General features: G+C 58.5%; 23 protein-coding genes. 16 read left to right on the top strand and 7 right to left on the bottom strand.

What is annotated here, in order from left to right; all coding sequences use genetic code 11:
- Positions 1–157: 157 nt before the first annotated feature.
- The 3 genes from AACY11_RS21470 to AACY11_RS21460 are packed head-to-tail and all read left to right on the top strand — an operon-like array spanning position 158 to position 2,369.
- Positions 158–718, top strand: coding sequence for a baseplate complex protein (locus tag AACY11_RS21470; RefSeq protein ID WP_339495685.1), 561 nt, complete (start codon positions 158–160; stop codon positions 716–718).
- A complete protein-coding gene (locus AACY11_RS21465) occupies positions 715–1,419 on the top strand; it encodes a hypothetical protein (RefSeq protein WP_339495684.1) in 705 nt (234 codons plus the stop codon). Before AACY11_RS21470 ends, AACY11_RS21465 begins: the two co-directional genes overlap by 4 nt.
- On the top strand, positions 1,392–2,369 hold the full coding sequence (locus AACY11_RS21460; protein ID WP_339495683.1) for a hypothetical protein: 978 nt from the start codon (positions 1,392–1,394) through the stop codon (positions 2,367–2,369). Before AACY11_RS21465 ends, AACY11_RS21460 begins: the two co-directional genes overlap by 28 nt.
- On the opposite strand, the gene AACY11_RS21455 is transcribed toward AACY11_RS21460, so the two are convergent.
- The 4 genes from AACY11_RS21455 to AACY11_RS21440 form a co-directional block, all read right to left on the bottom strand.
- Positions 2,370–3,578 (bottom strand): hypothetical protein, encoded by a 1,209-nt coding sequence (locus AACY11_RS21455; RefSeq protein WP_339495682.1) that lies wholly within the window; start codon positions 3,576–3,578, stop codon positions 2,370–2,372.
- A 200-nt stretch (positions 3,579–3,778) separates the two neighbouring features.
- Positions 3,779–4,015, bottom strand: a complete 237-nt coding sequence (locus tag AACY11_RS21450; protein ID WP_339495681.1) for a hypothetical protein — start codon at positions 4,013–4,015, stop codon at positions 3,779–3,781.
- A 149-nt stretch (positions 4,016–4,164) separates the two neighbouring features.
- Entirely contained in the window at positions 4,165–4,566 is a 402-nt protein-coding gene (locus AACY11_RS21445) for a type II toxin-antitoxin system HicB family antitoxin (protein WP_339433258.1), read from the bottom strand.
- 148 nt (positions 4,567–4,714) lie between these two features.
- On the bottom strand, positions 4,715–4,897 hold the full coding sequence (locus AACY11_RS21440) for a type II toxin-antitoxin system HicA family toxin (RefSeq protein WP_339433257.1): 183 nt from the start codon (positions 4,895–4,897) through the stop codon (positions 4,715–4,717).
- A 594-nt stretch (positions 4,898–5,491) separates the two neighbouring features.
- Here AACY11_RS21440 and AACY11_RS21435 point away from each other — a divergent pair.
- The 12 genes from AACY11_RS21435 to AACY11_RS21380 all read left to right on the top strand — a co-directional run bounded on the left by AACY11_RS21435 (position 5,492) and on the right by AACY11_RS21380 (position 18,433).
- A complete protein-coding gene (locus AACY11_RS21435; protein WP_339495680.1) occupies positions 5,492–6,502 on the top strand; it encodes a DUF3800 domain-containing protein in 1,011 nt (336 codons plus the stop codon).
- Between the two features lie 584 nt (positions 6,503–7,086).
- Positions 7,087–7,395 (top strand): DUF3077 domain-containing protein, encoded by a 309-nt coding sequence (locus AACY11_RS21430; RefSeq protein ID WP_339430495.1) that lies wholly within the window; start codon positions 7,087–7,089, stop codon positions 7,393–7,395.
- A gap of 127 nt (positions 7,396–7,522) precedes the next feature.
- Entirely contained in the window at positions 7,523–7,984 is a 462-nt protein-coding gene (locus tag AACY11_RS21425; protein ID WP_007966501.1) for an Lrp/AsnC family transcriptional regulator, read from the top strand.
- Positions 7,985–8,188: 204 nt separating this feature from the next.
- Positions 8,189–9,871, top strand: a complete 1,683-nt coding sequence (locus AACY11_RS21420) for a flavin monoamine oxidase family protein (RefSeq protein WP_339464440.1) — start codon at positions 8,189–8,191, stop codon at positions 9,869–9,871.
- A 12-nt stretch (positions 9,872–9,883) separates the two neighbouring features.
- Positions 9,884–10,678 carry a carbon-nitrogen hydrolase family protein gene (locus AACY11_RS21415; protein ID WP_339430222.1) on the top strand — a complete coding sequence of 265 codons (795 nt, stop codon included), beginning with the start codon at positions 9,884–9,886 and terminating at the stop codon, positions 10,676–10,678.
- Positions 10,679–10,716: 38 nt separating this feature from the next.
- Positions 10,717–13,131, top strand: a complete 2,415-nt coding sequence (gene pqqF / locus AACY11_RS21410; RefSeq protein ID WP_339495679.1) for a pyrroloquinoline quinone biosynthesis protein PqqF — start codon at positions 10,717–10,719, stop codon at positions 13,129–13,131.
- Between the two features lie 163 nt (positions 13,132–13,294).
- On the top strand, positions 13,295–13,369 hold the full coding sequence (pqqA, locus tag AACY11_RS21405; protein ID WP_003422658.1) for a pyrroloquinoline quinone precursor peptide PqqA: 75 nt from the start codon (positions 13,295–13,297) through the stop codon (positions 13,367–13,369).
- A gap of 81 nt (positions 13,370–13,450) precedes the next feature.
- Positions 13,451–14,362, top strand: coding sequence for a pyrroloquinoline quinone biosynthesis protein PqqB (pqqB, locus tag AACY11_RS21400; RefSeq protein WP_339430224.1), 912 nt, complete (start codon positions 13,451–13,453; stop codon positions 14,360–14,362).
- Between the two features lie 128 nt (positions 14,363–14,490).
- Positions 14,491–15,243 carry a pyrroloquinoline-quinone synthase PqqC gene (gene pqqC, locus AACY11_RS21395; protein WP_339495678.1) on the top strand — a complete coding sequence of 251 codons (753 nt, stop codon included), beginning with the start codon at positions 14,491–14,493 and terminating at the stop codon, positions 15,241–15,243.
- Positions 15,240–15,515 carry a pyrroloquinoline quinone biosynthesis peptide chaperone PqqD gene (gene pqqD / locus AACY11_RS21390; RefSeq protein WP_041070005.1) on the top strand — a complete coding sequence of 92 codons (276 nt, stop codon included), beginning with the start codon at positions 15,240–15,242 and terminating at the stop codon, positions 15,513–15,515. Before pqqC ends, pqqD begins: the two co-directional genes overlap by 4 nt.
- A 7-nt stretch (positions 15,516–15,522) precedes the next feature.
- Positions 15,523–16,659 carry a pyrroloquinoline quinone biosynthesis protein PqqE gene (pqqE, locus tag AACY11_RS21385; protein ID WP_401160105.1) on the top strand — a complete coding sequence of 379 codons (1,137 nt, stop codon included), beginning with the start codon at positions 15,523–15,525 and terminating at the stop codon, positions 16,657–16,659.
- Complete coding sequence (locus tag AACY11_RS21380) at positions 16,625–18,433, top strand: alpha/beta hydrolase family protein (protein ID WP_339495677.1); 1,809 nt, start codon at positions 16,625–16,627, stop codon at positions 18,431–18,433. The genes pqqE and AACY11_RS21380 overlap by 35 nt, the downstream gene beginning before the upstream one ends.
- A gap of 135 nt (positions 18,434–18,568) precedes the next feature.
- On the opposite strand, the gene AACY11_RS21375 is transcribed toward AACY11_RS21380, so the two are convergent.
- A complete protein-coding gene (locus AACY11_RS21375) occupies positions 18,569–18,727 on the bottom strand; it encodes a YqaE/Pmp3 family membrane protein (RefSeq protein ID WP_003228885.1) in 159 nt (52 codons plus the stop codon).
- A gap of 196 nt (positions 18,728–18,923) precedes the next feature.
- Positions 18,924–20,192 carry an aspartate aminotransferase family protein gene (locus tag AACY11_RS21370; RefSeq protein ID WP_339495676.1) on the bottom strand — a complete coding sequence of 423 codons (1,269 nt, stop codon included), beginning with the start codon at positions 20,190–20,192 and terminating at the stop codon, positions 18,924–18,926.
- A gap of 169 nt (positions 20,193–20,361) precedes the next feature.
- Between AACY11_RS21370 and AACY11_RS21365 the strand changes: the two genes are divergently transcribed.
- Positions 20,362–21,291: a LysR family transcriptional regulator gene (locus tag AACY11_RS21365; protein WP_339464447.1), complete on the top strand. Its 930-nt coding sequence runs from the start codon at positions 20,362–20,364 to the stop codon at positions 21,289–21,291.
- Positions 21,292–21,517: 226 nt separating this feature from the next.
- Here the strand turns inward: AACY11_RS21365 and AACY11_RS21360 are convergent, their stop codons facing one another.
- Positions 21,518–23,296 carry an acyl-CoA dehydrogenase C-terminal domain-containing protein gene (locus tag AACY11_RS21360; RefSeq protein WP_339430229.1) on the bottom strand — a complete coding sequence of 593 codons (1,779 nt, stop codon included), beginning with the start codon at positions 23,294–23,296 and terminating at the stop codon, positions 21,518–21,520.
- Positions 23,297–23,421 lie beyond the last annotated feature (125 nt).

The raw sequence follows: 23,421 nt of genomic DNA, 5'->3' as shown, positions 1-23,421 counted from the left end.
GCATGCGCGCACGGCTGATCGGCCCGGGCAACGCCGGCGAACTGCGCCACGAGCTGCTGGCCGGCGATGCCCCGGGCCACGAATGGATTCAGTGCGCCGGGCTGCTCCTGGTGGGCAGCAAGCAGGGGCTGAGTTTCGTACAGGAGCTGGTGGGCCTATGACGCTGCTACTCGACGGGCAAAAAGTCCAAGGGAAGAACCTCAAGGTCACCGCCAACCTGCGTATTGAAAGCGGCGACATGTCCGGCCAGACCAGCAACACCGACAAGGCCCACAAGGGCTTCAAGCCCAAGACGCTGACCGTTTCGCTGATGATTGCGTTTGTGGATAAAACCCAACTCACGGATCTGCTGCGCCTGGCGGAAACCACGGCCAGCGGCGGTCAGCTTCACCTTTATCGGATCGTCAACGACACGGCCGAGGCCTTCGGCGTTCGCCAGGTGGAATTTTCAGACGGCATCAGCGCCCGGGAAGCGGACAACCTGAAAGCCTGGCTGGTGCAGTTCACACTGAGCGAGCGTGAATCGAATCCGGAAAAAGTCGAAGGCCGGCGCGCCAGCAACAAGGTCAACGCCCAAGGCGCCTCGGGCAGTCCTGTCGGGGAGGGCGGTGGTACTGCCGGCAACGGCGAGGCTACCGATGACAACCCCGCGCTGAGCGGCTTCGAAAAGGTGCTGGGCCGTGTGGATAAGTGGCTGGGCGGGAGTGAGCAGACGTGAAGCTGCACAAGGTGTTGGCCATTAATGGCGCGCCGATCGCGCTGATCAAGGAGGACGTTCGGCTGGACGCCACCAGTCCCGGCCGGGCGAACTTCACGGTTCAGTCTTCGGTACCGCTGAAAGGTCTGGTGACGCTGGATATCGGCTACAACGAAGGCACGCTGCAACGTCACTTTATCGGCTACGTCGAGCGCTGCACCGCCGCGAACGCGGTCGAGCAGGTGCTGTTCTGTCGCGAGCTGGCCGCCGTGCTGGCCAACCCGCTGCCGCTGAACCTGCGTCATGTGGATCTGCGTGCGGTACTGGCCGAGGTCAGCGAGCAAACCGGTCTGCGCTTCCGCGTTCCGGATCAACCATACGCCAGCGTGAAGTCGCCGTATTTCTACAGCCTCGCCGCCGGTTACCAGGCGATGGACAGTCTGGCCCGCGTATTCAGCATTCCCGACTTCACCTGGCACCAACTGGGCAACGGTGAAGTCTTCGCCGGCAGTTGGGCCGACAGCTTTTTTGGCGCCCGGGCGCCGCTGCAAATCCCCACGGAGCTGTTCGACGGCTACCAGGGCAACCAGAGCGCAATGGTCGCGGCCCTTCCCGGCGTGCGACCAGGTGCAACGATCAACAACGGCGAGCGCATCACCACGGTGTCGCTCGCCAATGACCAGATGGCCATCCGATGGAAGACGCAATCCGCCGCGCTGTAGAGCGCCAATTCCCCGAACTCACGGGTGGTTACCACCTGCCGCGCTTTGCCCGGGTCACCGCCGTGGCCGACGCGCCGGCGGACGCCGGACTCTGTGACGACTTCCGGCCGCGCTACGCCGTGGACATTGTCGTACTCGGCCCGGACGATGAACCAGATCCGGCCATGCTGCCGCTCACCGGTGTTCCGCTGCCGTTGCCGACTGGTGGCGAGGAAATGGGCATTTACGCCTTTCCGGAGGAAGGCACGCGGGTGGTGGTGTGCTTCGCCTACGGATTACCGAACAAGCCCTACATTCAATCGATCTTGCCGCATGGGCTGAGCATGCCGAAGGTGCCGAAAGGTGATCAGGTGTGGCAACACAGCGATGCCGCCCAGCAGCGCGTCGATGCCGACGGCAACTGGCTACGGCAGACCGATGGCAAGATCCGGGATCAGGCGATCGAGCGCGAGGTTGAAGCGCTGGAGAACCGCGAGCAGTTCCAGAGCCACACGCAGACCATCGATGACCACTCGACCGAGACGGTGGGTGGTGTGAAAAAGATCGAGGCGCTGGGCGCGTTGAAGCTGCTATCGGGCGGATCCGCGAGCCTGGCGGCGGTGGATGATTTGCACCAGGCGACTGGGCGCGATTTGAACGTGGTGGTCGGGCAAAAGTACAACGCCACGGTGGGTGGGGACATGCATGAGCGGATTGAAGGCTTGCGTGAGAGCGTGGCCGGGGTCAGCCAGCGGATGCGGGCGCCGAAAAACTGGATCGGCTCCGAGGGAGTGAACCTATTTAAAATTGTTTGCGACACACTTGATCTCCTGCAGGAGATGAATACGCAGTTAGCCGCACATACTCACCTGCCGGGGCCGACGCCTGCCCCTTCAGACGCGTCGCTGTTTTCCAGTCGTGCGGCCACCGTAGCCAAAATTTCCACATCGTTAAAAGCCGTGACCTTGTAACTACAGATCTAAAAACGGACTGTCCATTTCATTCAGCGGAATAACTGTTTTTATTGGTATTTCCTTTGGAGGCCTGTCGGGCAAACCGTTAGTTCTACGCCACTGCAAGTGCTCGGCACGCAGCGTCGCTTCCATATTGGAAATCTGAGCGTCGAAATCGTGAGGTATTGCGAAATTCTTCTCGATCACGCTAACGCGTTTAATAAGGCGCCAAGCTCCGTACTCAAGGAACGGATTTAGACCCATAATGTTGCCATGTAGCAAACTGTTGGGTGGGGGAGCATTCAGTATAACGGCGAGCTTGTCGATTGCTCGATCTATATCCCAGTCGGAAACGCTCAGGAGGAGCGAGCACAAAGCGAGCAGACTGGATGGTATTTGACCCCACCTATAGTTCATCCACTTTCTGTCTGAATACCCAAACGACCTACCTGCGAACATGCAAAGTTGAATAGTCTTTTCGTAGTGTGGTTCGAGCACCTCCACATCAAAGACTTCCCTATCTTTGTATCGAACGATCAACCTGGCGGCGTCCTTCTTTACATCGCCGAAGCCAATGCCTCTAGCCGCAAGAATCAAATCAGCGTTGTCTTGGGATAACTTAGATCTAGCAGCATACCGCCAATCAAAGCCTGGAATTTCTGCATGCGCTGGATGATGCGCCAGAGAGTTATGTGGGTCGGTAGCGATCAATTTGTACAAATACGTTAGCGTCTCTATCGAAGTGGTTACCCGAAAGCGCGCTGCTGCCTTTAAATCAAAGTACCATTGCCGCATAGATCGAATGTCCGACTGGTCGAACACTTTTGATTCAATACCTTTACAAACTAACTGACGAACAAACCGCGTTTCCTGAGACCTATCTGACTGTAAATCGACCAATTCGCTTTGTTTTGGTTCGTCAGTATTGACTGGACTAAAATCGCAGAACGGAAGGTGAGCATCTTCGTTTTTCGCTCCAACAAAGCGAAAGTGCGCTTGTCGCAGACTTTTAGCTGTTGCTTTGGACTTAGCACCGCTCACCAAAATTGCGCCATCGACTCCGCAAGAAGGGCATAGGACATCTAACCCGACCAAGGTTCGTATATGATCCGGGATATTGCTCAATACTTGAATGGATTCCTCTACTGTATGATTTCCATACAAGGCCAGCAGTTGTTCAACGTCTAACTCTTTGCTATTCAGTAGTGAGTATGCGGTTTTAGACATGAGCTTACCGTCTGTGATTATTAATCCCAAAAGGAAGCATAGCACCGGGATAGAAGACCGGAGGAGTCGGAATATCTACGGAGCGGGGGCGTAGGCGTAGGCGTAGGCGTAGGCGTCCTACCCTAGCGGATCCGTTCTTTGACTGACAGAGCGACACCACGTACTCGCATCGGGGTTACCAGCAAATACATGCCCGCCCCTTATTCATCGCGGTTGATGTCGAGTAGGGACTCCACAGCGAAGGCCAGCGCAGCATCCGCCAAATCCAACAAATCACTTAGCTCGTCACGATCGATGAATTGTTCCTGGTGCAGAGCGTATGCCTGCGTGAGCAGCGCTTTATGATGAAAGCCGGGGCGTTCAAGCAATGCAGCTTGGTTTCGCAACATTCCGTTCCACCGCGAAAGAGCATCGTTTCGAAGGGGTTCAGCGATCATTGGGCACCACCAAAATATACTGTACGCGCATACAGCATAAATGATTTCACATTCCCTGTTGCTTGCCCCCGACGAAACGACTCGCCTGTTTTCGCCAGGCAACAAAAAGGCGCCAACATGGCGCCTTTGAGGTGTTCAGCTTGGTCTGTTCAGACAGCTAGCTCACGGAGCGCTGCTGTTGCCAGAAATCCAGACCGTGAGGCGTAGCGGTGATCTTTGTTCACCTTCTCGTCAATACGGAGCAAAAGATTCTCTGGTAGAGACGCATTGAATCTGACTGACTTGCCAAGATACGGGGTCAGATCGAAGTCAACTACCGCCCAGACACCACCGTCATAATCCGGATTGGCTAAGTGTGCATCTACCTCTTTCCCTTGAGGTAGATCGTCTCCATCAGCAACCATCCCTTCCAAGTGCAGCGCCAGTGCTTCGTTTACATTTTCAAGCGCTTCCGAAAAGGTGCTACCGGCTGAGAAGCAACCAGGCACGTCGGGCACAGTCACCCCGTAGTCAGATTCAGCGTCTTTATGTATTACGACTGGAAATTTCATATTCTGTTTCTCCCTTGCGAGCGCTCGGCGCGCCCGTCGTTTACATCTGCATAGCCCCAGCAAAAAGTCCGTGAGACCGTTACCACCTTTATATTTTTTATCCTTCCCACCTAAGCCCCGCAGTAGAGCTTTCGGTGGGAGGGCCGGCTCATTTGAGACCGGCGGTTTTCAAAATGCTATGTAGCGTTCCTTTTGCGATTTCCGACTTGGGGTGTGGAACCGTCACCCGACCCGCTTTCGTTGGATGCTTGAACTGATGATGGCTCCCTCTGACTGCCACCTCTTCCCATCCATCCGCCACCAACAGCTCGATAACTTCTCTACTTCGCATCCTGTCCCTCCCTCTGCTCCAATGGTGTGTATAGTACACACGAATAATAACTATGTCAAAGGCGAATACACACAATACACACAATACACACAGATTTTTGCTATTTGCCGAAAATGTTCGTCGCAAGAAAAAAACGATCAAAAAAGCACTTATCCCCCTCCCGCCGGCGGGCTACGCGTCTCTTTTTTGTGCAAACCGCATTGGGGTGATAACCACGATCGCAAGCCAAGCCGACCGTAGGCTTACCGACCGAACCACGGACTGTAATGAGTGCAAAGATTTGCAACGATGTGAAACACGATAGGGCGCTTCTCACTGGAACCGTTTCAAGAACTCAACAGGTGATAACCAATGATTACGGGCGTATCGCGCTGAAAAACATTCTTTTCCGTCAGTTTTCGCTTTTTGGTTCATCGAATTTTCACTCACATTTTTCAGCGGTCGAACCAATGCCGGACTGTCTGAGCGCTATGCTGGCTGGGCCTCTCTGGCAAAAATGGATATTTCGCAGGGCTTCATTAGCCTCAGCAGGATCAGCTTGTCGAATTCAAGGCAAGCCATACGAAGGTATGCAGGTCGCAAAAAGGGGAACGCATGCGCATCTTTATCGACGAATCTGGATCGTTCACCTACACAGACGACCGAAACGCTTGGAGCACAGTTGGCGCGGTTGTTGTCTTGGATGAAGCGATGGCCGCCGCTGAAGACACACTTCGCCAGTTCAAAGCTGAGAACGGATGCCCCTCGGATCAGGAATTGAAACTCGGAAAAGTGCGCGATGAGATGAGCTATTTCCGCCTGCTAAATCGGCTCGCTCAGTTGAATTGCACGCTTTATGGGTTGGCAACAAATGCCCATCTGAACACCCCCCAGGCTGCAGACGCTCATAAAACGCAATGCGCCCAGTCGCTGGTGAAGCACATCGATAAAATGGTTCACCAAAGCATGAAAGACAGCATCCTAGGAGTTTCCAAACAGGTGCTTGGGCTGTCTGATCAGCTCTATATCCAATTCACCTGCCAAATCCAACTGATGTACTACGTCGTATCGCATGCAGTGACTTACTACGTTCAAACCCATCCAGAGTCTTTGAGTTCATTTGTTTGGCGGGTGGATCAAAAAGAGCCTTCGAAAAAAACTGAGTTCGAAAACGTTTTCGAAAACCTCAGTCCGGCATATCTGCAAACTATGTCTATCGACAACCCAATGCCGAGGGTTGAGGGGTTCGATTACAGCCACATGGCCAGATTCGATGCTGCTGAGCCGAGATTTCTCAAGGAACAATATGGCGTCAGTGTCGACCTGAGTGATGTATTAGACATTGGCAAGCTGATTAGAGAGGACATGCAGTTTGTTGACTCCAGAAGCGATTCTGGCGTTCAGATTGCCGATCTGCTGACGTCTGGTCTTCGTCGATGCATGAGAAAAGAGTTCAGAGACAACCTGAGAGCCGCTGCATTTTTAGGACGGCTAATGGTCAATCGAGGACGCGGCGAGCACCCTTTGTTACTCGTATCACTTGGCGAGGAAGCAGCGCTGGACAACCAAACCGGAAAGCTCGTCAAAATGATGAAGCGGCAGCAACGCCCCATGATTAGAGGGTGAACAGTAGCCTGTGCCATGCTTTCGCGCCCGTCCAATATCCGTCCAATTCACCAAGATTTCATTGCTGCACATATGCACAGAAACGATCTGAAACCATTTGTTTTCCTGGCTTCCCCCAGTAAAGTGGCCATCCTATCTCGGGCTCATAATCCTTTGGTCCACGGTTCAAGTCCGTGTGGGCCCACCACATTTGAAAGCCGCGCTAAATGCGCGGCTTTTTATTGGGCGATGGTTTGGTCTATACGAGTGCAATGCTCGGAAGACTTCCCCGAGGGCTGTAGGCAAGTTCCGAAGCGGTGGTTTGAGGCGGTTTGGCGCCTGTTGGGCTTTTCTTTGACGGGATACTCTCAAGGCGTCGCTGCTCATCAGCGGCCAGGCTTGGAAACCCGATTAAATTAATGACAACAACGCTCTGCCTTCGTGATCGCAAAGATTTTTAGTCTGCGATCCAGATTTATGACGGCTGCGCGCGGGACGTCTTCGGACGTGCCGGTTTCCTGATTTTCCGGTTTCCAACCTGCGCGCAGCTGTCACCCATTCGCATGGAAACGAATGCGGTGCCTCTTCAAATTAGGAGTATCACCCTGACTGAAAAAGACTCGTCCACGCCTTCTGACCTGAAAACCATCGGCCTTACCCCCTTCATCTACGGCTCCAATCAACCCCTTTTCCACGTCAGCGCCGGCCTCCCGATCGGCGTTGCTCTGTCTCAAGCCTCCGACCTGCTGTTTCTCGTCAAAGCCTTCGCTGAAGACGCCGCTTACGACAAAAAAACTGACCGCTATGCCTGGGGCGCTCATTTTCTGGCGGCGATGAGCAAAGCGGTGATTGATGATGTAGTGAAGGTCATCAACCATCAACGCTTCGCGACACGCAACCAAACGCAGGTTTAGCACGACCTTCCTCGATTCGCGCCCCGGTGAATCGGGGCGTCGATGCTAAACACGCTGATATCCATATCCAACCCGCGGAGCCTGTAACATGCGCAGGCCAACCAACCAGCGCCCCATGGAGCCCCCCTTGCCCGACACCCGCCCACCCGCGCTTGATGAAATCGACCGCCAGTTGATCGCCGCTCTGCAAATCAACGCCCGCGAAAGCGTAGCCATGCTCGCCCGGCAGTTGGGCATTGCGCGCACCACCGTGACTTCAAGGCTGGCACGCCTGGAAAAGGCCAAAGTGATCACCGGTTATGGTGTGCGTTTGGGGCAACGCGTGGTCGATGGCGGGTTGCAGGCGTATGTCGGGATCAAGGTGCAGCCGCGCTCCGGTAAAGAGGTGTTGCGCCGGTTGAGTGCGATGGCGCAGGTGCAGCAGTTGTGTGCGGTAAGCGGCGAATTTGATTATGTGGCGTGGTTGCGCACGGATTCGCCGGAGCAACTGGATCAACTGCTGGATCAGATTGGCAGTGTGGATGGGGTTGAGAAGACCACCACGTCGATCATCTTGAGTAGCAAGATTGATCGGGGACAGCCGGTTTAATCGCGGGTGGCTGAGAGAGCCTCATCGCCAGCAGGCTGGTTCCCACAGTGCGGTGTGTAGCACTGGCTCGTCACTTTGATCGATAAACTGGCAAAACGACGACACTTTGCGTCTTATTAACGTGTCCCAGGCTCCCTAGAATGGCTGGCATCTTTTCCTATACTCAGACGCGCATCCAGCGTCGGGTCGCCAGCAAGGTCAGCCATGAACAAGAACAATCGCCATCCTGCAGACGGTAAGAAGCCAATCACCATTTTCGGTCCGGACTTTCCGTTCGCCTTCGATGACTGGATCGAACACCCGGCCGGCCTGGGCAGCATTCCCGAGCATCACCACGGCGCTGAAGTGGCGATCGTCGGCGCCGGCATCGCAGGTCTGGTGGCGGCTTATGAGCTGATGAAGCTTGGCCTCAAACCGGTGGTTTACGAGGCCTCGAAGCTGGGCGGCCGCCTGCGCTCGCAAGCGTTCAACGGCACTGACGGTATCGTCGCCGAACTCGGTGGCATGCGTTTCCCGGTGTCCTCCACTGCGTTCTATCACTACGTCGACAAACTCGGTCTCGAAACCAAGCCCTTCCCCAACCCGTTGACGCCCGCCTCCGGCAGCACCGTGATCGACCTGGAAGGCAAAACCCATTACGCACAAAGCCTGAAGGATCTTCCTGCCCTGTTTCAGGAAGTGGCTGACGCTTGGGCCGATGCATTGGAGGCGGGATCACAGTTCGCCGATATCCAGCAAGCCATTCGCGACCGTGATGTGCCGCGCCTCAAAGAGCTGTGGAACACTCTGGTGCCGCTGTGGGATGACCGCACCTTCTACGATTTCGTCGCCACGTCCGAGGCGTTCGCCAAGTTATCGTTCCATCACCGCGAAGTGTTCGGTCAGGTTGGTTTCGGCACCGGCGGCTGGGATTCTGACTTTCCCAATTCGATGCTGGAAATCTTCCGGGTGGTGATGACCAACTGCGACGATCACCAACATTTGGTGGTCGGCGGCGTTGAACAAGTGCCGCAGGGTATCTGGCGCCATGTGCCACAGCGCTGCGTGCACTGGCCTGAAGGCACCAGCCTGAAGTCCCTGCACCGTGGCGCGCCACGTTCAGGCGTGAAGAAAATTGCCCATGCGCCCGATGGCCGTTTCGCCGTCACCGACAACAACGGTGACACCCGCGAATACGCCGCCGTGCTGACCACTTGCCAGAGCTGGCTGCTGACCACGCAGATCGAATGCGACGAAACCCTGTTCTCGCAAAAGATGTGGATGGCGCTCGACCGCACCCGCTACATGCAATCGTCGAAAACGTTCGTGATGGTCGATCGGCCGTTCTGGAAGGACAAGGACCCGCAAACCGGGCGCGACCTGATGAGCATGACCCTCACCGATCGCCTGACCCGTGGTACCTATCTGTTCGATAACGGCGACGACAAACCGGGCGTGATCTGCCTGTCGTACTCGTGGATGAGCGACGCCTTGAAGATGCTGCCGCACCCTGTGGAAAAGCGTGTGGAACTAGCGTTGAACGCGTTGAAAAAGATCTACCCGAAAGTCGACATCGCCGCGCGGATCATCGGCGATCCGATCACGGTGTCGTGGGAAGCCGATCCGCATTTCCTCGGTGCATTCAAAGGCGCCCTGCCCGGCCACTATCGCTACAACCAGCGCATGTACGCGCACTTCATGCAGGACGACATGCCAGCCGAACAGCGCGGGATTTTCATCGCCGGTGACGACGTGTCGTGGACGCCGGCCTGGGTCGAAGGCGCGGTGCAGACTTCGCTCAACGCGGTGTGGGGGATCATGAACCATTTCGGCGGTTCTACACATAAAGAGAACCCGGGCCCGGGTGATGTGTTCAAAGACATCGGCCCTATCGCCCTGCCTGAGTAAGAGGAATCCCTGATGCGTGTAGCCCTTTACCAATGTCCACCGCTGCCACTGGACCCCGCCGCCAACCTGCAACGCCTGCATCGATTGGCGATGGAGGCCAAAGGCGCCGATCTGTTGGTGCTGCCGGAGATGTTCATGACTGGCTACAACATCGGCGCCGAGGCGGTCAGTACATTGGCCGAGGTCTACAACGGTGAATGGGCGCAACAGATCGGCCGGATCGCCAAGGCTGCCGGCCTTGCGATTGTGTACGGTTATCCCGAGCGCACTGCCGACGGGCAGATCTACAACGCTGTGCAGATGATCGACGCCCAAGGCGAACGCCTGTGCAATTACCGCAAGACACACCTGTTCGGTGATCTCGATCGCTCGATGTTCAGTCCGGGCGAAGACGCGTTTCCCGTGGTTGAACTCAATGGCTGGAAGCTCGGTTTCCTGATCTGTTACGACCTGGAATTCCCGGAAAACGCCCGGCGTCTGGCCCTGGCAGGCGCCGAACTGATTCTGGTGCCGACGGCGAACATGATTCCGTTCGATTTCGTCGCTGACGTCACTGTCCGCTCGCGTGCCTTCGAGAACCAGTGCTACGTGGCTTACGCCAACTACTGCGGCCATGAAGGTGACATTCACTATTGCGGGCAAAGCAGCATCGCCGCGCCGGACGGCAGCCGCAGGGCTCAGGCCGGTCTGGATGAGGCCTTGATCGTCGGCGAACTGGATCGGCAGTTGATGATCGACTCCCGCGCCGCCAATCACTACCTCAGCGATCGCCGCCCCGAGCTTTACGGCGCGCTGAACCAGCGCTAATCCGCTAGCATTGGCACTTCACTGTTCTGGAAGTGCCCATGCCTGCGCCGACTCCCCCCCGCCCCCACACCGAAACCCTGGCCAACGGCTTGCGCGTAACCCTGCGTCATGCGCCCGGTTTGAAGCGCAGTGCCGCCGCGTTACGGGTGGCTGCCGGCAGCCATGACGTGCCCTTGGCGTGGCCGGGGCTGGCGCATTTTCTTGAGCATTTGCTGTTCCTCGGCACTGAGCGTTTTCCTGCGAGCGAAGGGTTGATGGCCTACGTGCAAGGTCACGGCGGGCAGGTGAATGCCAGCACTGACGAGCGTACGACTGACTTTCTCTTTGAGTTGCCGACGCAATCGTTCAGCGGCGGGCTTGAGCGTCTGTCAGACATGCTCGCCCATCCGCGTATGAATCTGGACGATCAGTTGCGGGAACGGGAAGTGCTGCAGGCGGAATTTATCGCTTGGTCGCAAGATCCTGCGGCGCAGCAGGATCTTGCGTTGTACCAAGGTTTGCCAGCCGAGCATCCCTTGCGCGGGTTTCATGCGGGGAATCGGGCCAGCCTGCAAGTGGAGCTGCCGGCGTTTCAAGAGGCGTTGAAGGATTTCCACCAGCGGTTTTATCGCACCGGGCAAATGACATTGAGCCTGGTGGGGCCGCAGAGCCTTGAACAATTGCGCGCACTGGCCGTGCAGTTTGCGGCGACGTTGCCGGCCGGGGATCACGTTGCGCAAGCCGTGAGCCTCCCGCTGGCGGTGAGCCGTTATCAACAGGTCGGTGAACAGCGCTGCAATCTGCTGTTTGCGTTCGACGCGTTGCCCGAGTCGTCGGCTGAGGCGATGGCGTTTCTCTGCCATTGGCTCAACAGCGCCAAACCAGGTGGATTGCTGGCGTACTTGCGGGCACAGGCTCTGGCTGACGGCCTGCACGCAGCGCCGCTGTATCACTTTGCCGGGCAGGCCTTGCTGCATCTGGCGTTCAATGCACCCGCCGAATCGCTGGGTGCCATTGGCGAACACGCGCGCGACTGGCTGAGTTTCTTCGCGCAACAGGATTGGGCGCCGCTGCGCAAGGAATACGCCGCCGTGCTTGCGCGTCAACAACAAGTCAGCGCTGCGTTGCCACTGGCGCGGCTCGACAGCGAGCAACTCGAAAGCGGTTTGTCGGAATCGGGCGCGAGCGCGCTGAAACGAATGCTGCGTGAAATGGGCACGGTGGATAACTTCAGTCACCACTGGCACCTGCCCGCCGCCAATCCTTTCCTGCGGGCCAACGAGCCGCTGGCCAACGCCGGACTGATCCGCGGACAAACCAGCGCCCACCGAGGCCTGCGCACGTTTGCTCAGGATCGCTCACGCGGGCGTCGCGAACGTTCGCCAATGCAATTGAGTCAGGCCTTGCCGGACAACGGTGATGACGGGGCGATTTATCTGCGCTGGCAACTGGAGGCGGCGGCCTCTGCAGCTCTGCAATCGAGGCTGCTGCGCAGTCTGCGAGCAACTCAGGATGATGCGCGTCAGGCCGGGGTCGAGTTATCGCTCAGCATGGGCGGCAATCAATGGCTGTTGAAACTGACCGGGCTGCAAGAGCCCATGCCCAGCGTCCTTGAGCACGCGCTGAAATGTCTGACGCAAGTTGACGCCGATTCCCTGCCGGGTGAGGCGCAAGCGGCGTTGATACCGATCCGCCAACTGCTCAAGGCACTCCCGGAGCATTGTCTGCAACCCGCGAACACCTGCGATGACGCCAAACACCTGTGGACAACTTCTCGCTGGGATGGCCTGGCGTTGGGCCTTCATCCACAGACCCAATCGGCAATGGGCCTGGCCCTGAGCCGTATTCCCGGCGTACCGGACAATCAGTTGCCGGCACCGACAGCGCTCACCACACAACATTTGTGGCACCCCATCGAGACAGCATCCAGCGAACACGCCTTGTTGCTGTTCTGCCCGACCGCCGGGCGCGACATCGCCGACGAAGCCGCATGGCGCTTGCTCGCACAGCTTTGCCAGACGCCGTTCTATCAACGCCTGCGGGGCGAGTTGCAGTTGGGTTACGCCGTGTTCAGTGCACTGCGGCAAATCCATGGAAAGGTCGGGTTGCTGTTCGGCGTGCAATCACCAAACGCCACGACTACAGAATTGCTCGGCCACATTCAGCAATTCCTTGAAGGCATGTGCGCATTGATCGAATCCACCGACGAGGCCTGTCTCGACCAACAGCGCCAGCGCCTGGCGGATCAGTTCGACAGCACCCATCTGCCTTTCAAGGACACTGCCGAACTGCTCTGGCAGGCCAAACTCGCCGGCCACCCGTCGGATTATCTGGAGCAACTGGTCGCGGCAATCGGCCAACTGAGTCGACCGACATTGCTGGCCGCTGCGCAACGGTTGACCGCTGCCGAAGGCGGCTGGCACTGCCTCGCCAACGGCCCGATACCGGGCGCCCCCTGGCAAGCGGGAAAATGATCATTACCGAGGCTGCAAGGAGCTTTCTCAAAGATTCACGGACAATCCCTCTGAAATTTTGAGTAACATAGCCGCCTAACTATTTGGAACGTCCCTGCGCTGCCGTGGACTATACCTATGGATAGCGCTATCCCACCCGCCCTTTCAATGAAGGAGTCACCTGATGTCCTGGACAAAACCGGCTTATACCGACCTGCGTATCGGCTTCGAAGTCACCATGTACTTCGCCAGCCGCTGAGTTCTGCCTCGTCAGAATTGCAGTGCAACGCCTCGGCTCGCCGAGGCGTTTTATTTTCAGCGTTGAAATGATGGAGCGTTCATGTTCGTCCAGATTCTGGGTTCGGCCGCCGGTGGCGGTTTTCCGCAGTGGAACTGCAACTGCGTCAACTGTGCAGGCTTTCGCGACGGCAGCCTGAATGCCAAGGCCCGCACCCAATCGTCCATCGCCATTTCCGATGACGGCGTGAACTGGGTGTTGTGCAACGCCTCGCCGGACATCCGCGCCCAGTTGCAGAGCTTCGCTCCGATGCAACCGGGCCGTGCGCTGCGCGACACCGGGATCAGCGCGATCATCCTGATGGACAGCCAGATCGACCACACCACTGGCCTGCTCAGCCTGCGCGAAGGCTGCCCGCATCAGGTCTGGTGCACGGACATGGTTCACGAAGACCTGAGCACGGGTTTTCCGTTGTTCAAAATGCTCACCCACTGGAATGGCGGGTTGAACTGGAACCGCATCGAACTCGATCAAAGCTTCACCGTCGCCGCGTGCCCGAACCTGCGCTTCACCCCGCTGCCATTGCGCAGCGCCGCACCGCCCTACTCGCCGCATCGTTTCGACCCGCATCCGGGCGACAACATTGGCCTGATCGTCGAAGACTTGAAGACTGGCGGCAAACTGTTCTATGCCCCGGGTCTGGGCAAGGTTGACGCGCCGTTGCTCGAGATTATGGCGGGCAGCGATTGCCTGTTGGTCGACGGCACAATGTGGGACGACGATGAAATGCAGCGCCGTGGCGTCGGCACCCGCACCGGTCGCGAGATGGGCCATCTGGCGCAGAACGGCCCTGGCGGCATGCTCGAAGTGCTGGAACAGCTTCCCGAGCAACGCAAGGTGCTTATCCACATCAACAACACCAACCCGATTCTCGACGAGGATTCGCCGCAGCGCGCGGAACTGGCGCGGCGTGATGTTGAAGTGGCGTATGACGGCATGAGTATTGTGCTGTAGCGACCGGCCTCTTCGCGAGCACGCCCGCGCCCACAAGCAGACTGCATTCCAACGTGGGAGCGGGCTTGCTCGCGAAGGCATCAGACCAGACACCCAGGATCCCAACGGTTGTTCCCCGGAGAACCGCAATGACCGACCAACCGATGTCCCCCGCCGAATTCGAAGCGGCCCTGCGCGCCAAAGGCGCCTACTACCACATCCATCACCCGTATCACGTGGCGATGTACCAGGGCCGCGCCACCCGCGAACAGATTCAGGGCTGGGTTGCCAACCGCTTCTACTATCAGGTGAATATTCCGCTGAAAGACGCGGCCATCCTCGCCAACTGCCCGGATCGCGAAATCCGCCGCGAATGGATTCAGCGCCTGCTCGACCACGACGGCGCCCCCGGTGAAGACGGCGGCATCGAAGCGTGGTTGCGCTTGGGCCAAGCCGTCGGCCTCGATCCGGATCAACTGCGCTCCCAGGAACTGGTGTTGCCCGGCGTGCGTTTCGCCGTCGACGCCTACGTCAACTTCGCCCGCCGGGCCAGTTGGCAGGAGGCCGCCAGCAGTTCACTGACCGAACTGTTCGCACCGCAGATCCACCAATCGCGCCTCGACAGTTGGCCGCAACATTACCCGTGGATCGACCCGGCCGGTTACGCGTATTTCCGCACCCGCCTCGGCCAAGCGCGCCGGGATGTCGAGCATGGCCTGGCGATCACCCTTGAGCACTACAAGACCCGCGAGGGCCAGGAGCGCATGCTGGAAATTCTCCAGTTCAAACTGGACATTCTTTGGAGCATGCTCGATGCCATGAGCATGGCTTACGAACTGAACCGCCCGCCGTATCACAGCGTGACCGAGCAACGGGTCTGGCATAAAGGAATCACCTTATGAGTTTTGATCGCAGCAAGATCCCGACCTGGCGTCCCGGCTACCGTTTCCAGTACGAGCCGGCGCAGAAAGGCCATGTGCTGCTGTACCCCGAAGGCATGATCAAACTCAACGACAGCGCTGCGCTAATCGGCGGTCTGATCGACGGTGAGCGCGATGTCGCGGCGATCATCGCCAAACTCGACGAGCAGTTCCCCGGCGTGCCCGAACTCGGTGACGACATCGAGCAATTCATGGAGGTTGCCCGTGCGCAGCACTGGATCGAACTTGCCTGATTCATCGGTGCAAGTACCGCCCAAGCCTGAGATCGGCCTGCCGCTGTGGCTGCTCGCCGAGCTGACCTACCGCTGCCCCCTGCAATGCCCGTACTGCTCCAATCCGCTGGATTTCGCCGAGCAGGGCAAAGAGCTGAGCACCGAGCAGTGGATCAAGGTGTTTGGCGAGGCGCGGGAAATGGGCGCGGCGCAACTGGGTTTTTCCGGTGGCGAACCGCTGGTGCGCCAGGATCTCGCCGAGCTGATCGGCGAGGCGCGCAAGCTTGGGTTCTACACCAACCTGATCACCTCGGGCATTGGGCTCACCGAGCAGAAAATCAGCGACTTCAAGAAGGCTGGCCTCGATCACATCCAGATCAGTTTTCAGGCCAGCGACGAGCAGGTGAACAATCTGCTCGCCGGCTCGAAAAAGGCTTTCGCACAGAAGCTGGAAATGGCCCGTGCGGTGAAGGCCCACGGCTATCCGATGGTGCTCAACTTTGTCACCCATCGGCACAACATCGACAAGATCGACCGCATCATCGAGCTGTGCATCGCGCTGGAAGCAGACTTCGTCGAGCTTGCCACCTGCCAGTTCTACGGTTGGGCGCAGCTCAATCGTGTCGGTCTGCTGCCGACCCAGGAACAACTGGTGCGCGCCGAACGTATCACCAACGAATACCGCGCCAAGCTGGAAGCCGAAGGGCATCCGTGCAAGCTGATTTTCGTCACCCCGGACTATTACGAAGAACGCCCGAAAGCCTGCATGAATGGCTGGGGCAGCATCTTTCTGACCGTCACACCGGACGGCACTGCCCTGCCCTGTCATGGCGCGCGACAACTGCCGGTACAATTTCCCAACGTGCGCGACCACAGCATGCAGCACATCTGGTACGACTCGTTCGGCTTCAACCGCTTTCGCGGGTACGACTGGATGCCCGAGCCGTGCCGCTCCTGCGACGAGAAGGAAAAGGACTTCGGCGGCTGTCGCTGCCAGGCGTTCATGCTCACGGGTGACGCGAGCAATGCCGACCCTGTGTGCAGCAAATCCGAACATCACGGTGTGATCCTCAAGGCCCGCGAAGAAGCCGAGCACGCCACTCAAACCATCGAACAACTGGCCTTTCGCAATGAACGAAACTCACGCCTCATCGCCAAAAGCTGAGCCTTTCAGCGCCGCTCAAGCCGTCGCCGCCGGGATGGATTTCGCCGAACTGCAACTGGGTAGCAACGGTTTGTTCTGGAATGAATATCGCCCGGAGGATGCGGCGTGCCGGATCTGGCATTGGCGCGATGGCCTGGCGAGATGTCTGACGCCCGAAGGTTTCAGCGTGCGCAGCCGCGTGTACGAATATGGCGGTGGCGCGTTTTGCCTGACACCCGACGGGGTGGTTTTCGTCGGCGAGGCGGATCAGCAGTTATATCGACAGGCGCTGGATGGTCAGCCTGAAGCGCTGACGTCGGGTGAGTGTCGCTACGGCGATCTGCATGTTGCCCAGGGTCGGGTCTTGGCAGTGGAAGAACACCACGATCAGCATCGCTTGGTCGCGATTGATCTGGCTGACGGCACGCGTCATGTGCTGGCCGAGGGCGCGGACTTTTATGCCGCGCCGATCATCAGCCCGGATGGCCAGCGTTTGGCGTGGATCGAGTGGAGCCGGCCGCATCAACCGTGGACTTCGACTCGGTTGATGGTGGCTGGGCGCTCGGCTGACGGGGGCTTTTCAGCACCACGTTGCCTGGCGGGTGACTGGGTTGAGGAGTCGATCCAGCAACCGCGATTCAATACCGAAAACCGCTTGTTTTGTCTGACTGATCGCGGCGGATTCTGGCAGCCGTGGGGCGAAACAGACGATGGTCTGCAAGCGTTGCCAAGCGCCGAAGCCGATCATGCGCCCGCGCCTTGGCAACTGGGTGGCTGTACTTGGTTGCCCGTTGGCGACTCGTATCTGGGCAGTTGGAGTGAGGGCGGCTTCGGTCGTCTGACGCTCGACGGTGAAGACTTCACCGGCGACTACAGCCGCTTGCGTCATCTGGCACTGGATCAGCAATTCATCTATTGCATCGCGGCCTCGCCGATCAGCCCTTCGGCGGTGATCGCCATTGATCGCGCATCCCACGACGTAACAGTGCTGGCCGGTGGCGTCGCACCGTTGCCCGCCGAACGCATCAGCCGTCCACAAACCCTGCGTTATCCCAGCGGTTCGGGAGAGGCTCACGGGTTCTTTTATCCGGCCATGGGCGGTGAAGTGAAACCGCCGCTGGTGGTGTTCATCCATGGCGGCCCAACCTCGGCTTGCTACCCGATGCTTGACCCGCGCATCCAGTACTGGACGCAACGTGGCTTCGCCGTCGCTGACCTCAACTATCGCGGCAGCAGCGGTTATGGCCGCGAATATCGGCAGGCGTTGCATCTGAGCTGGGGCGATGTGGATGTCGAAGATGCTTGCGCAGTGGTGGGGTATCTCGCCGCACAAGGGCTGATCGACGCTGAACGTGCGTTCATCCGTGGCGGCAGCGCGGGCGGCTACACCACGCTTTGTGCCTTGGCGTTTCATCAGGTGTTTCGTGCCGGCGCCAGCGTTTATGGGGTCAGCGATCCGGTGGCGTTGGCTAGAGCGACGCACAAGTTCGAGGGGGATTATCTGGATTGGCTGATCGGCGATCCCGAGCAAGACGCCGAACGCTACGCCGCCCGCACGCCGTTGCTGCACGCAAGCAACATCCGCGTGCCGGTGATTTTCTTCCAGGGTGAACTGGATGCTGTCGTAGTGCCGCAACAGACCCGCGACATGGCCCAGGCGCTGGAGCGCAACGGCATTGCGGTCGAGGCGCATTACTACGCCGATGAGCACCATGGCTTCCGCCGCGCAGTCAATCAGGCGCATGCGTTGGAGCAGGAGTGGACGTTTTATCGGCGGGTGATGTTGGCGGACTGAGATCCACGCCCACTTTCATCCATCGAGTCGCCCCATTCGCGAGCAAGCCCGCTCCCACAGGAGATTTGTGAACAACACACATCCAGTGCGGGAGCGGGCTTGCTCGCGAAGACTATTTACCTGACGCCGCAGAACTCAACGCTTGGCGATGATGTAAACCGCATGCACGATCCCGGGAATGTAGCCGCACAACGTCAGCAAAATGTTCAACCAGAACGCCCCGCCAAACCCGACCTGCAGAAACACACCCAGCGGCGGTAACAGAATAGCGATGATGATGCGAATAAAGTCCATGGGGCAGCTCCTGAGTGGGGGCTGGCTCATTTGAGCCATACAAGCTAATCGACCTTTGCCGTTCGTCAGGGTTCACTGCATCTGACTGCTGTTTGCCACTACTGCGTACAAAAAAACGCCCCACGCCAAAAGAATCAGGCGTAGGGCGTGCGTTATACCGCGAGACGGTTCTTGAATTCGGGTAAGACAGTTCGGATCAGACGGCAATCCCTTTGCGGCATTGCATCTGTGCGCCAAGCACGCGGGAGAAGGCTCGGGCCAGGCGCAGGAGCATTTCGTCGATGTTGGCTTTGCTGACAGTGAGCGCCGGGGTGAAGCGCAGGCAGTCGGGTTGCGCAGCGGTGAGCAGCAGGCCTTCGTGCCGTGCGGCCTGGACCACAGCTTCGGCTGAATCGTCCGACAGGGTGAGGCCCCAGAACAACCCTTGACCACGCAACTCGCCATGGCCGTAGCGATGAGCCAAACGCGCAAGACCTTCGCGCAGATGCTGGCCGTTGTCTTTGACCTGTTCAAGAAAGGCCCGGTCCTGCACGCTGTCGAGTACCACCAGACCGGCCGCTGTCATCAGCGCGTTGCCGTGATGGGTCCCGCCCAGTTCACCGGGTTCGAAACAGCAAGCCTTGCCTCGCGCCAGCAGCGCCGCCAATGGCACGCCACCGCCCAGACCTTTGCCCAGCACGACGATATCGGCACGAACGCCGTAGGATTGTTCAGCAAGCAAGGTGCCGCAGCGGCCGATGCCGGTCTGCACTTCGTCGAGAATCAGCAGAATGCCCAACTCGCGGCACAGACGCTCAACGCCTTTGAGGTAATGCTCGGTGGCCGCAACCACCCCGGCATCGCTCTGGATCGGCTCCAGCATGATGGCCACGGTCTGCGCATCGACCGCCGCGTGCAGGGCCGGCAAATCGTTGAACGGCACGCGGTCGAAACCCGGCAGCAACGGAGCGAAACGGTTGTGCAGGTTGCCACTGTCCGACGCTGAAATCGTCGCCAGACTACGGCCATGACAGCCCTGTTTCGCAACGATGATCCGCGAGGCGCCACCGCGATGCAGTTGGCCCCACTTGCGCGCCAGTTTGATTGCCGCTTCACAGGCTTCGCTGCCGCTGTTGAGCAAATAAGCACGATCGCTGGAGGTGCTGGCGCACAGGCGTTCGACAAGGCTGAGCATGCCGCGATTGTGCAGGTTGAAACCAGAATTGATCAGCGCCTGAGCCTGACTGGTGATGGCTTTCACCAGCGCTGAAGGACTGTGACCGAGACTGTTGGCGCCGCCCGCCTGGGAAAAGTCCAGATAAGCGCGGTCGTTGCTGTCCCACAGCCAAGAACCCTGGCCCCGGACGAACACCTGGTGTGGTCGCTCGACGCTCGGCATCAGGCGCTCGCCGGTATCGGGCGGGGCGGCCTCGAATGAGAGGTCATCAAGGCTTGGCGTCTGGCGCCGCAAACTGAACAGATTCATTGAAAAAAACCTCGCTTGGAGTTTTTTGAACTGCCTATGCAAACACTGTCGAAGCGAACGTTCTTCATCGCGCTTTCTGGCCCTGTAAGCCTTGTGAATGCGGGTAGACTAGGCCCACTGACGGCTTCGAGCCATTTCGATTTCCCAGCATTTTCGATAAGTGTTACTTATGGATTTCAAACAACTGCGTTATTTCGTCGCGGTCTACGAAGAAGGCCATGTCGGCCGGGCTGCTGAGCGGCTGTCGATCTCGCAACCGGCGTTGTCGCAGCAGATCCGCCAGCTTGAGCAGAACCTCGACGTCACCCTGTTCGAACGCAGCAGCAAACGCCTGCTGCCGACGCTGGCTGCGCACACGCTGTACAACCACGCGCAGCCCTTGCTCGATGGCTTGCAACGGGCGCGCGAGGCGCTGGGTAACTTCAAGGGTCAGGCGTTGCGCACGTTGGCGATTGGTGTGCTGCAAACCGTACACACCGGCCTGGTGCCGCAACTGCTCGAACGCGTGCGCAAGGCCCAACCGCATCTCGTTGTGCAAATCTATGAGTTGACCGGGCTGGAGATCGAACGGCGCCTGCTCAATGGTTCGCTGGACATCGGCATCAGCTATCTACCACCGCGCCAACCGGGCCTCCATGGCGTGATGCTGTACGAAGATGAACTGACGCTGGTCATCCCGGCGGATCATCCATTGCGTGAATTCAAGAAAGTATCGATGCGCCAAGCGGCCGAATTGCCAATGTTGCTGCTGGGGGAAGAATTTCAGATTCGTCAGATCTGGCAGGCACAGCTGACCAGCCTCGGACGGCGCCCGCAGGTACAGGCCGAGCTGAACAATATGGTGGGGATTCTCGACAGTCTGCCGCACACCAAACTGGCGACGGTGCTGCCGGGACGTTCTCAGAAGGAGTACCACGATCAGGACCTGCTGTGGAAACCGCTGAGCGAACCTCGGGTGCCATTGAAAGTCGGGCTGGTGTGTCGCGATGTGCAACGTCAGCAGGCTTCTTTGGCGCTATTGCGCACATTGCTGGAAGAGGTGATGGCGCGTGAGGAGAGACCGCTTACAGGCGCATCGCCACTGGTCCCCTTGGCCTGAGACTTTTCTGCGGGAAAAAGAAAACCCCGCCGAAGCGGGGCTTTGCAGACTGTTTCCCTGACATCCATTTCACTCCGCCACCCTGGCAGAATCCTACGTGTCCGTGTTGTTGCTTTGCGCTTCCTGCGCGACGTCCATGAAATGTAGATTAGCTGTGGATCCAATCTACGCCTATGGGAGAACAGCATCATGTCACGTAAGCAAATGCTTACATGACGTTACATCATCAGAATTGCGCCGCCTCCAGCAGGAACAGCGACTCGCTGCCAGCCTTTACCGACGCGCTCAACGAATGAATACGCGGCAGCAGACGGGCGAAGTAGAAGCGTGCAGTGCCGAGCTTGCTGGCATAGAAATCTTCCTGCGCTTCTTTGCCCAATGCGGCTTTGGCCATCAATGCCCACATGTAGGCGTAAGCGGTGTAGCCAAACGCTTGCAAATATTCGACTGACGCCGCGCCGATTTCGTTCGGGTTGTTTTTTGCCCGATCCAGCAGCCATGCGGTCAACTCGTCAAGGGTGTCGACAGCCTCGTTCAGCGGCTTGGTGAATTCGCCCAGATCAGCACTGGCGGTTGCGGTGAAATGGCGGATCTCGTCAGCGAACAGTTTGTAGAACGCACCGCCGCTACCGACGATCTTGCGTCCGACCAGGTCCAGCGCCTGAATGCCGTTGGTGCCTTCGTAGATTTGGGTAATGCGTACGTCACGCACCAGTTGCTCCTGGCCCCATTCACGAATGTAGCCATGACCGCCGAAAATCTGCTGGCCGTGTACGGTGGTTTCCAGGCCTAGGTCGGTGAGGAATGCCTTGGCCACCGGCGTCAGCAACGCGACCAGATCTTCCGCACGCTTGCGCGTGGTCGCGTCTTCGCTGAACTTGGCGGTGTCGAGTTGCATCGCGACGTAGGTGGAGAACGCACGCCCACCTTCGTTCGAGGCTTTCATGGTCAGCAGCATGCGACGCACGTCCGGGTGGACGATGATAGGGTCAGCGACCTTGTCTTTGTTCTGCGCGCCGGTCGGCGAACGGCTCTGCAGCCGGTCACGGGCGTATTCAACGGCGTTCTGATACGAGCGCTCGCCAGTCGCCAGACCTTGAATACCGACGCCCAGACGTTCGTAGTTCATCATGGTGAACATCGCAGCCAGGCCCTTGTTCGGCTCGCCGACCAGATACCCGACGGCTTCGTCGAAGTTCATCACACAGGTCGCGGACGCCTGAATGCCCATCTTGTGTTCGATCGAACCGCAATTGGCCGGGTTACGCGCGCCCAGGCTGCCATCGGCATTGACCATGAACTTCGGCACCAGGAACAGCGAAATGCCTTTCGGACCGGCCGGCGCGTCCGGCAGTTTGGCCAACACCAGGTGGATGATGTTTTCAGTGAGGTCGTGTTCGCCACCGGTGATGAAGATCTTGGTGCCGCTGACCTTGTAGGAACCGTCGGCCTGCGGCTCGGCCTTGGTGCGGATGATGCCCAGGTCGGTGCCGGCATGCGGCTCGGTCAGGCACATGGAACCGGCCCAGACGCCGGCGTACATGTTTGGCAGGTACGCGGCTTTCAACTCTTCGCTGGCATGGGCGTTGATCGACAGGCAAGCACCGGCGGTCAGCATCGGGTACAGACCGAAGGACAGGCTGGCGGAGTTGACCATTTCTTCGACCTGGGCCGACACGGCTTTGGGCATGCCCATGCCACCGTATTGCGGATCACCGCCAACACCGACCCAGCCGCCTTCAGCGTAAGTCTGATAGGCCTGTGGGAAACCGGCGGGCGTGGTGACGGCACCGTCGGCCCAGTGACAACCTTCTTCGTCAGCGGCGCGGCTCAGCGGCGCAATGCTTTTGCTGGTGACCTTGCCAGCCTCTTCGAGAATCGCTTCAACCGTTTCAGCATCAACGGTCTCTGCCAGTGCCGGCAACTCAGCCCAGAGTTTGGCGACTTCGAATACTTCATTGAGGACGAAGCGCATATCGCGCAGCGGCGCTTTGTAGTCAGCCATGGCAAACCTCGCAAGATCTAAACAGGTGATTCGTGGAATGGTGCTTTCGTTGAGGCTGAGTGTACCTCAACAACTTTTGCGACACATAGGGTCAACCGGTGACTGATTTGTTATTTTTAGTCACC

This window comes from Pseudomonas sp. RA_105y_Pfl2_P56 (assembly GCF_963970845.1).
GTDB classification, from domain to species: domain Bacteria; phylum Pseudomonadota; class Gammaproteobacteria; order Pseudomonadales; family Pseudomonadaceae; genus Aquipseudomonas; species Aquipseudomonas baetica_A.
This window is presented reverse-complemented; position numbering and strand designations above follow the sequence as displayed.

Excerpts from the sequence above, each read along its gene's own strand:
- AACY11_RS21470 (WP_339495685.1), top strand. The coding sequence starts at position 158 with ATGACGCTGCTACTCGACGGGCAAAAAGTCCAAGGGAAGAACCTCAAG.
- AACY11_RS21460 (WP_339495683.1), top strand. The coding sequence starts at position 1,392 with ATGGAAGACGCAATCCGCCGCGCTGTAGAGCGCCAATTCCCCGAACTC.
- AACY11_RS21455 (WP_339495682.1), bottom strand. The coding sequence starts at position 3,578 with ATGTCTAAAACCGCATACTCACTACTGAATAGCAAAGAGTTAGACGTT.
- AACY11_RS21450 (WP_339495681.1), bottom strand. The coding sequence starts at position 4,015 with ATGATCGCTGAACCCCTTCGAAACGATGCTCTTTCGCGGTGGAACGGA.
- AACY11_RS21445 (WP_339433258.1), bottom strand. The coding sequence starts at position 4,566 with ATGAAATTTCCAGTCGTAATACATAAAGACGCTGAATCTGACTACGGG.
- AACY11_RS21440 (WP_339433257.1), bottom strand. The coding sequence starts at position 4,897 with ATGCGAAGTAGAGAAGTTATCGAGCTGTTGGTGGCGGATGGATGGGAA.
- AACY11_RS21435 (WP_339495680.1), top strand. The coding sequence starts at position 5,492 with ATGCGCATCTTTATCGACGAATCTGGATCGTTCACCTACACAGACGAC.
- AACY11_RS21420 (WP_339464440.1), top strand. The coding sequence starts at position 8,189 with ATGAACAAGAACAATCGCCATCCTGCAGACGGTAAGAAGCCAATCACC.
- AACY11_RS21415 (WP_339430222.1), top strand. The coding sequence starts at position 9,884 with ATGCGTGTAGCCCTTTACCAATGTCCACCGCTGCCACTGGACCCCGCC.
- pqqF (WP_339495679.1), top strand. The coding sequence starts at position 10,717 with ATGCCTGCGCCGACTCCCCCCCGCCCCCACACCGAAACCCTGGCCAAC.
- pqqB (WP_339430224.1), top strand. The coding sequence starts at position 13,451 with ATGTTCGTCCAGATTCTGGGTTCGGCCGCCGGTGGCGGTTTTCCGCAG.
- pqqC (WP_339495678.1), top strand. The coding sequence starts at position 14,491 with ATGACCGACCAACCGATGTCCCCCGCCGAATTCGAAGCGGCCCTGCGC.
- pqqD (WP_041070005.1), top strand. The coding sequence starts at position 15,240 with ATGAGTTTTGATCGCAGCAAGATCCCGACCTGGCGTCCCGGCTACCGT.
- AACY11_RS21380 (WP_339495677.1), top strand. The coding sequence starts at position 16,625 with ATGAACGAAACTCACGCCTCATCGCCAAAAGCTGAGCCTTTCAGCGCC.
- AACY11_RS21375 (WP_003228885.1), bottom strand. The coding sequence starts at position 18,727 with ATGGACTTTATTCGCATCATCATCGCTATTCTGTTACCGCCGCTGGGT.
- AACY11_RS21370 (WP_339495676.1), bottom strand. The coding sequence starts at position 20,192 with ATGAATCTGTTCAGTTTGCGGCGCCAGACGCCAAGCCTTGATGACCTC.
- AACY11_RS21365 (WP_339464447.1), top strand. The coding sequence starts at position 20,362 with ATGGATTTCAAACAACTGCGTTATTTCGTCGCGGTCTACGAAGAAGGC.
- AACY11_RS21360 (WP_339430229.1), bottom strand. The coding sequence starts at position 23,296 with ATGGCTGACTACAAAGCGCCGCTGCGCGATATGCGCTTCGTCCTCAAT.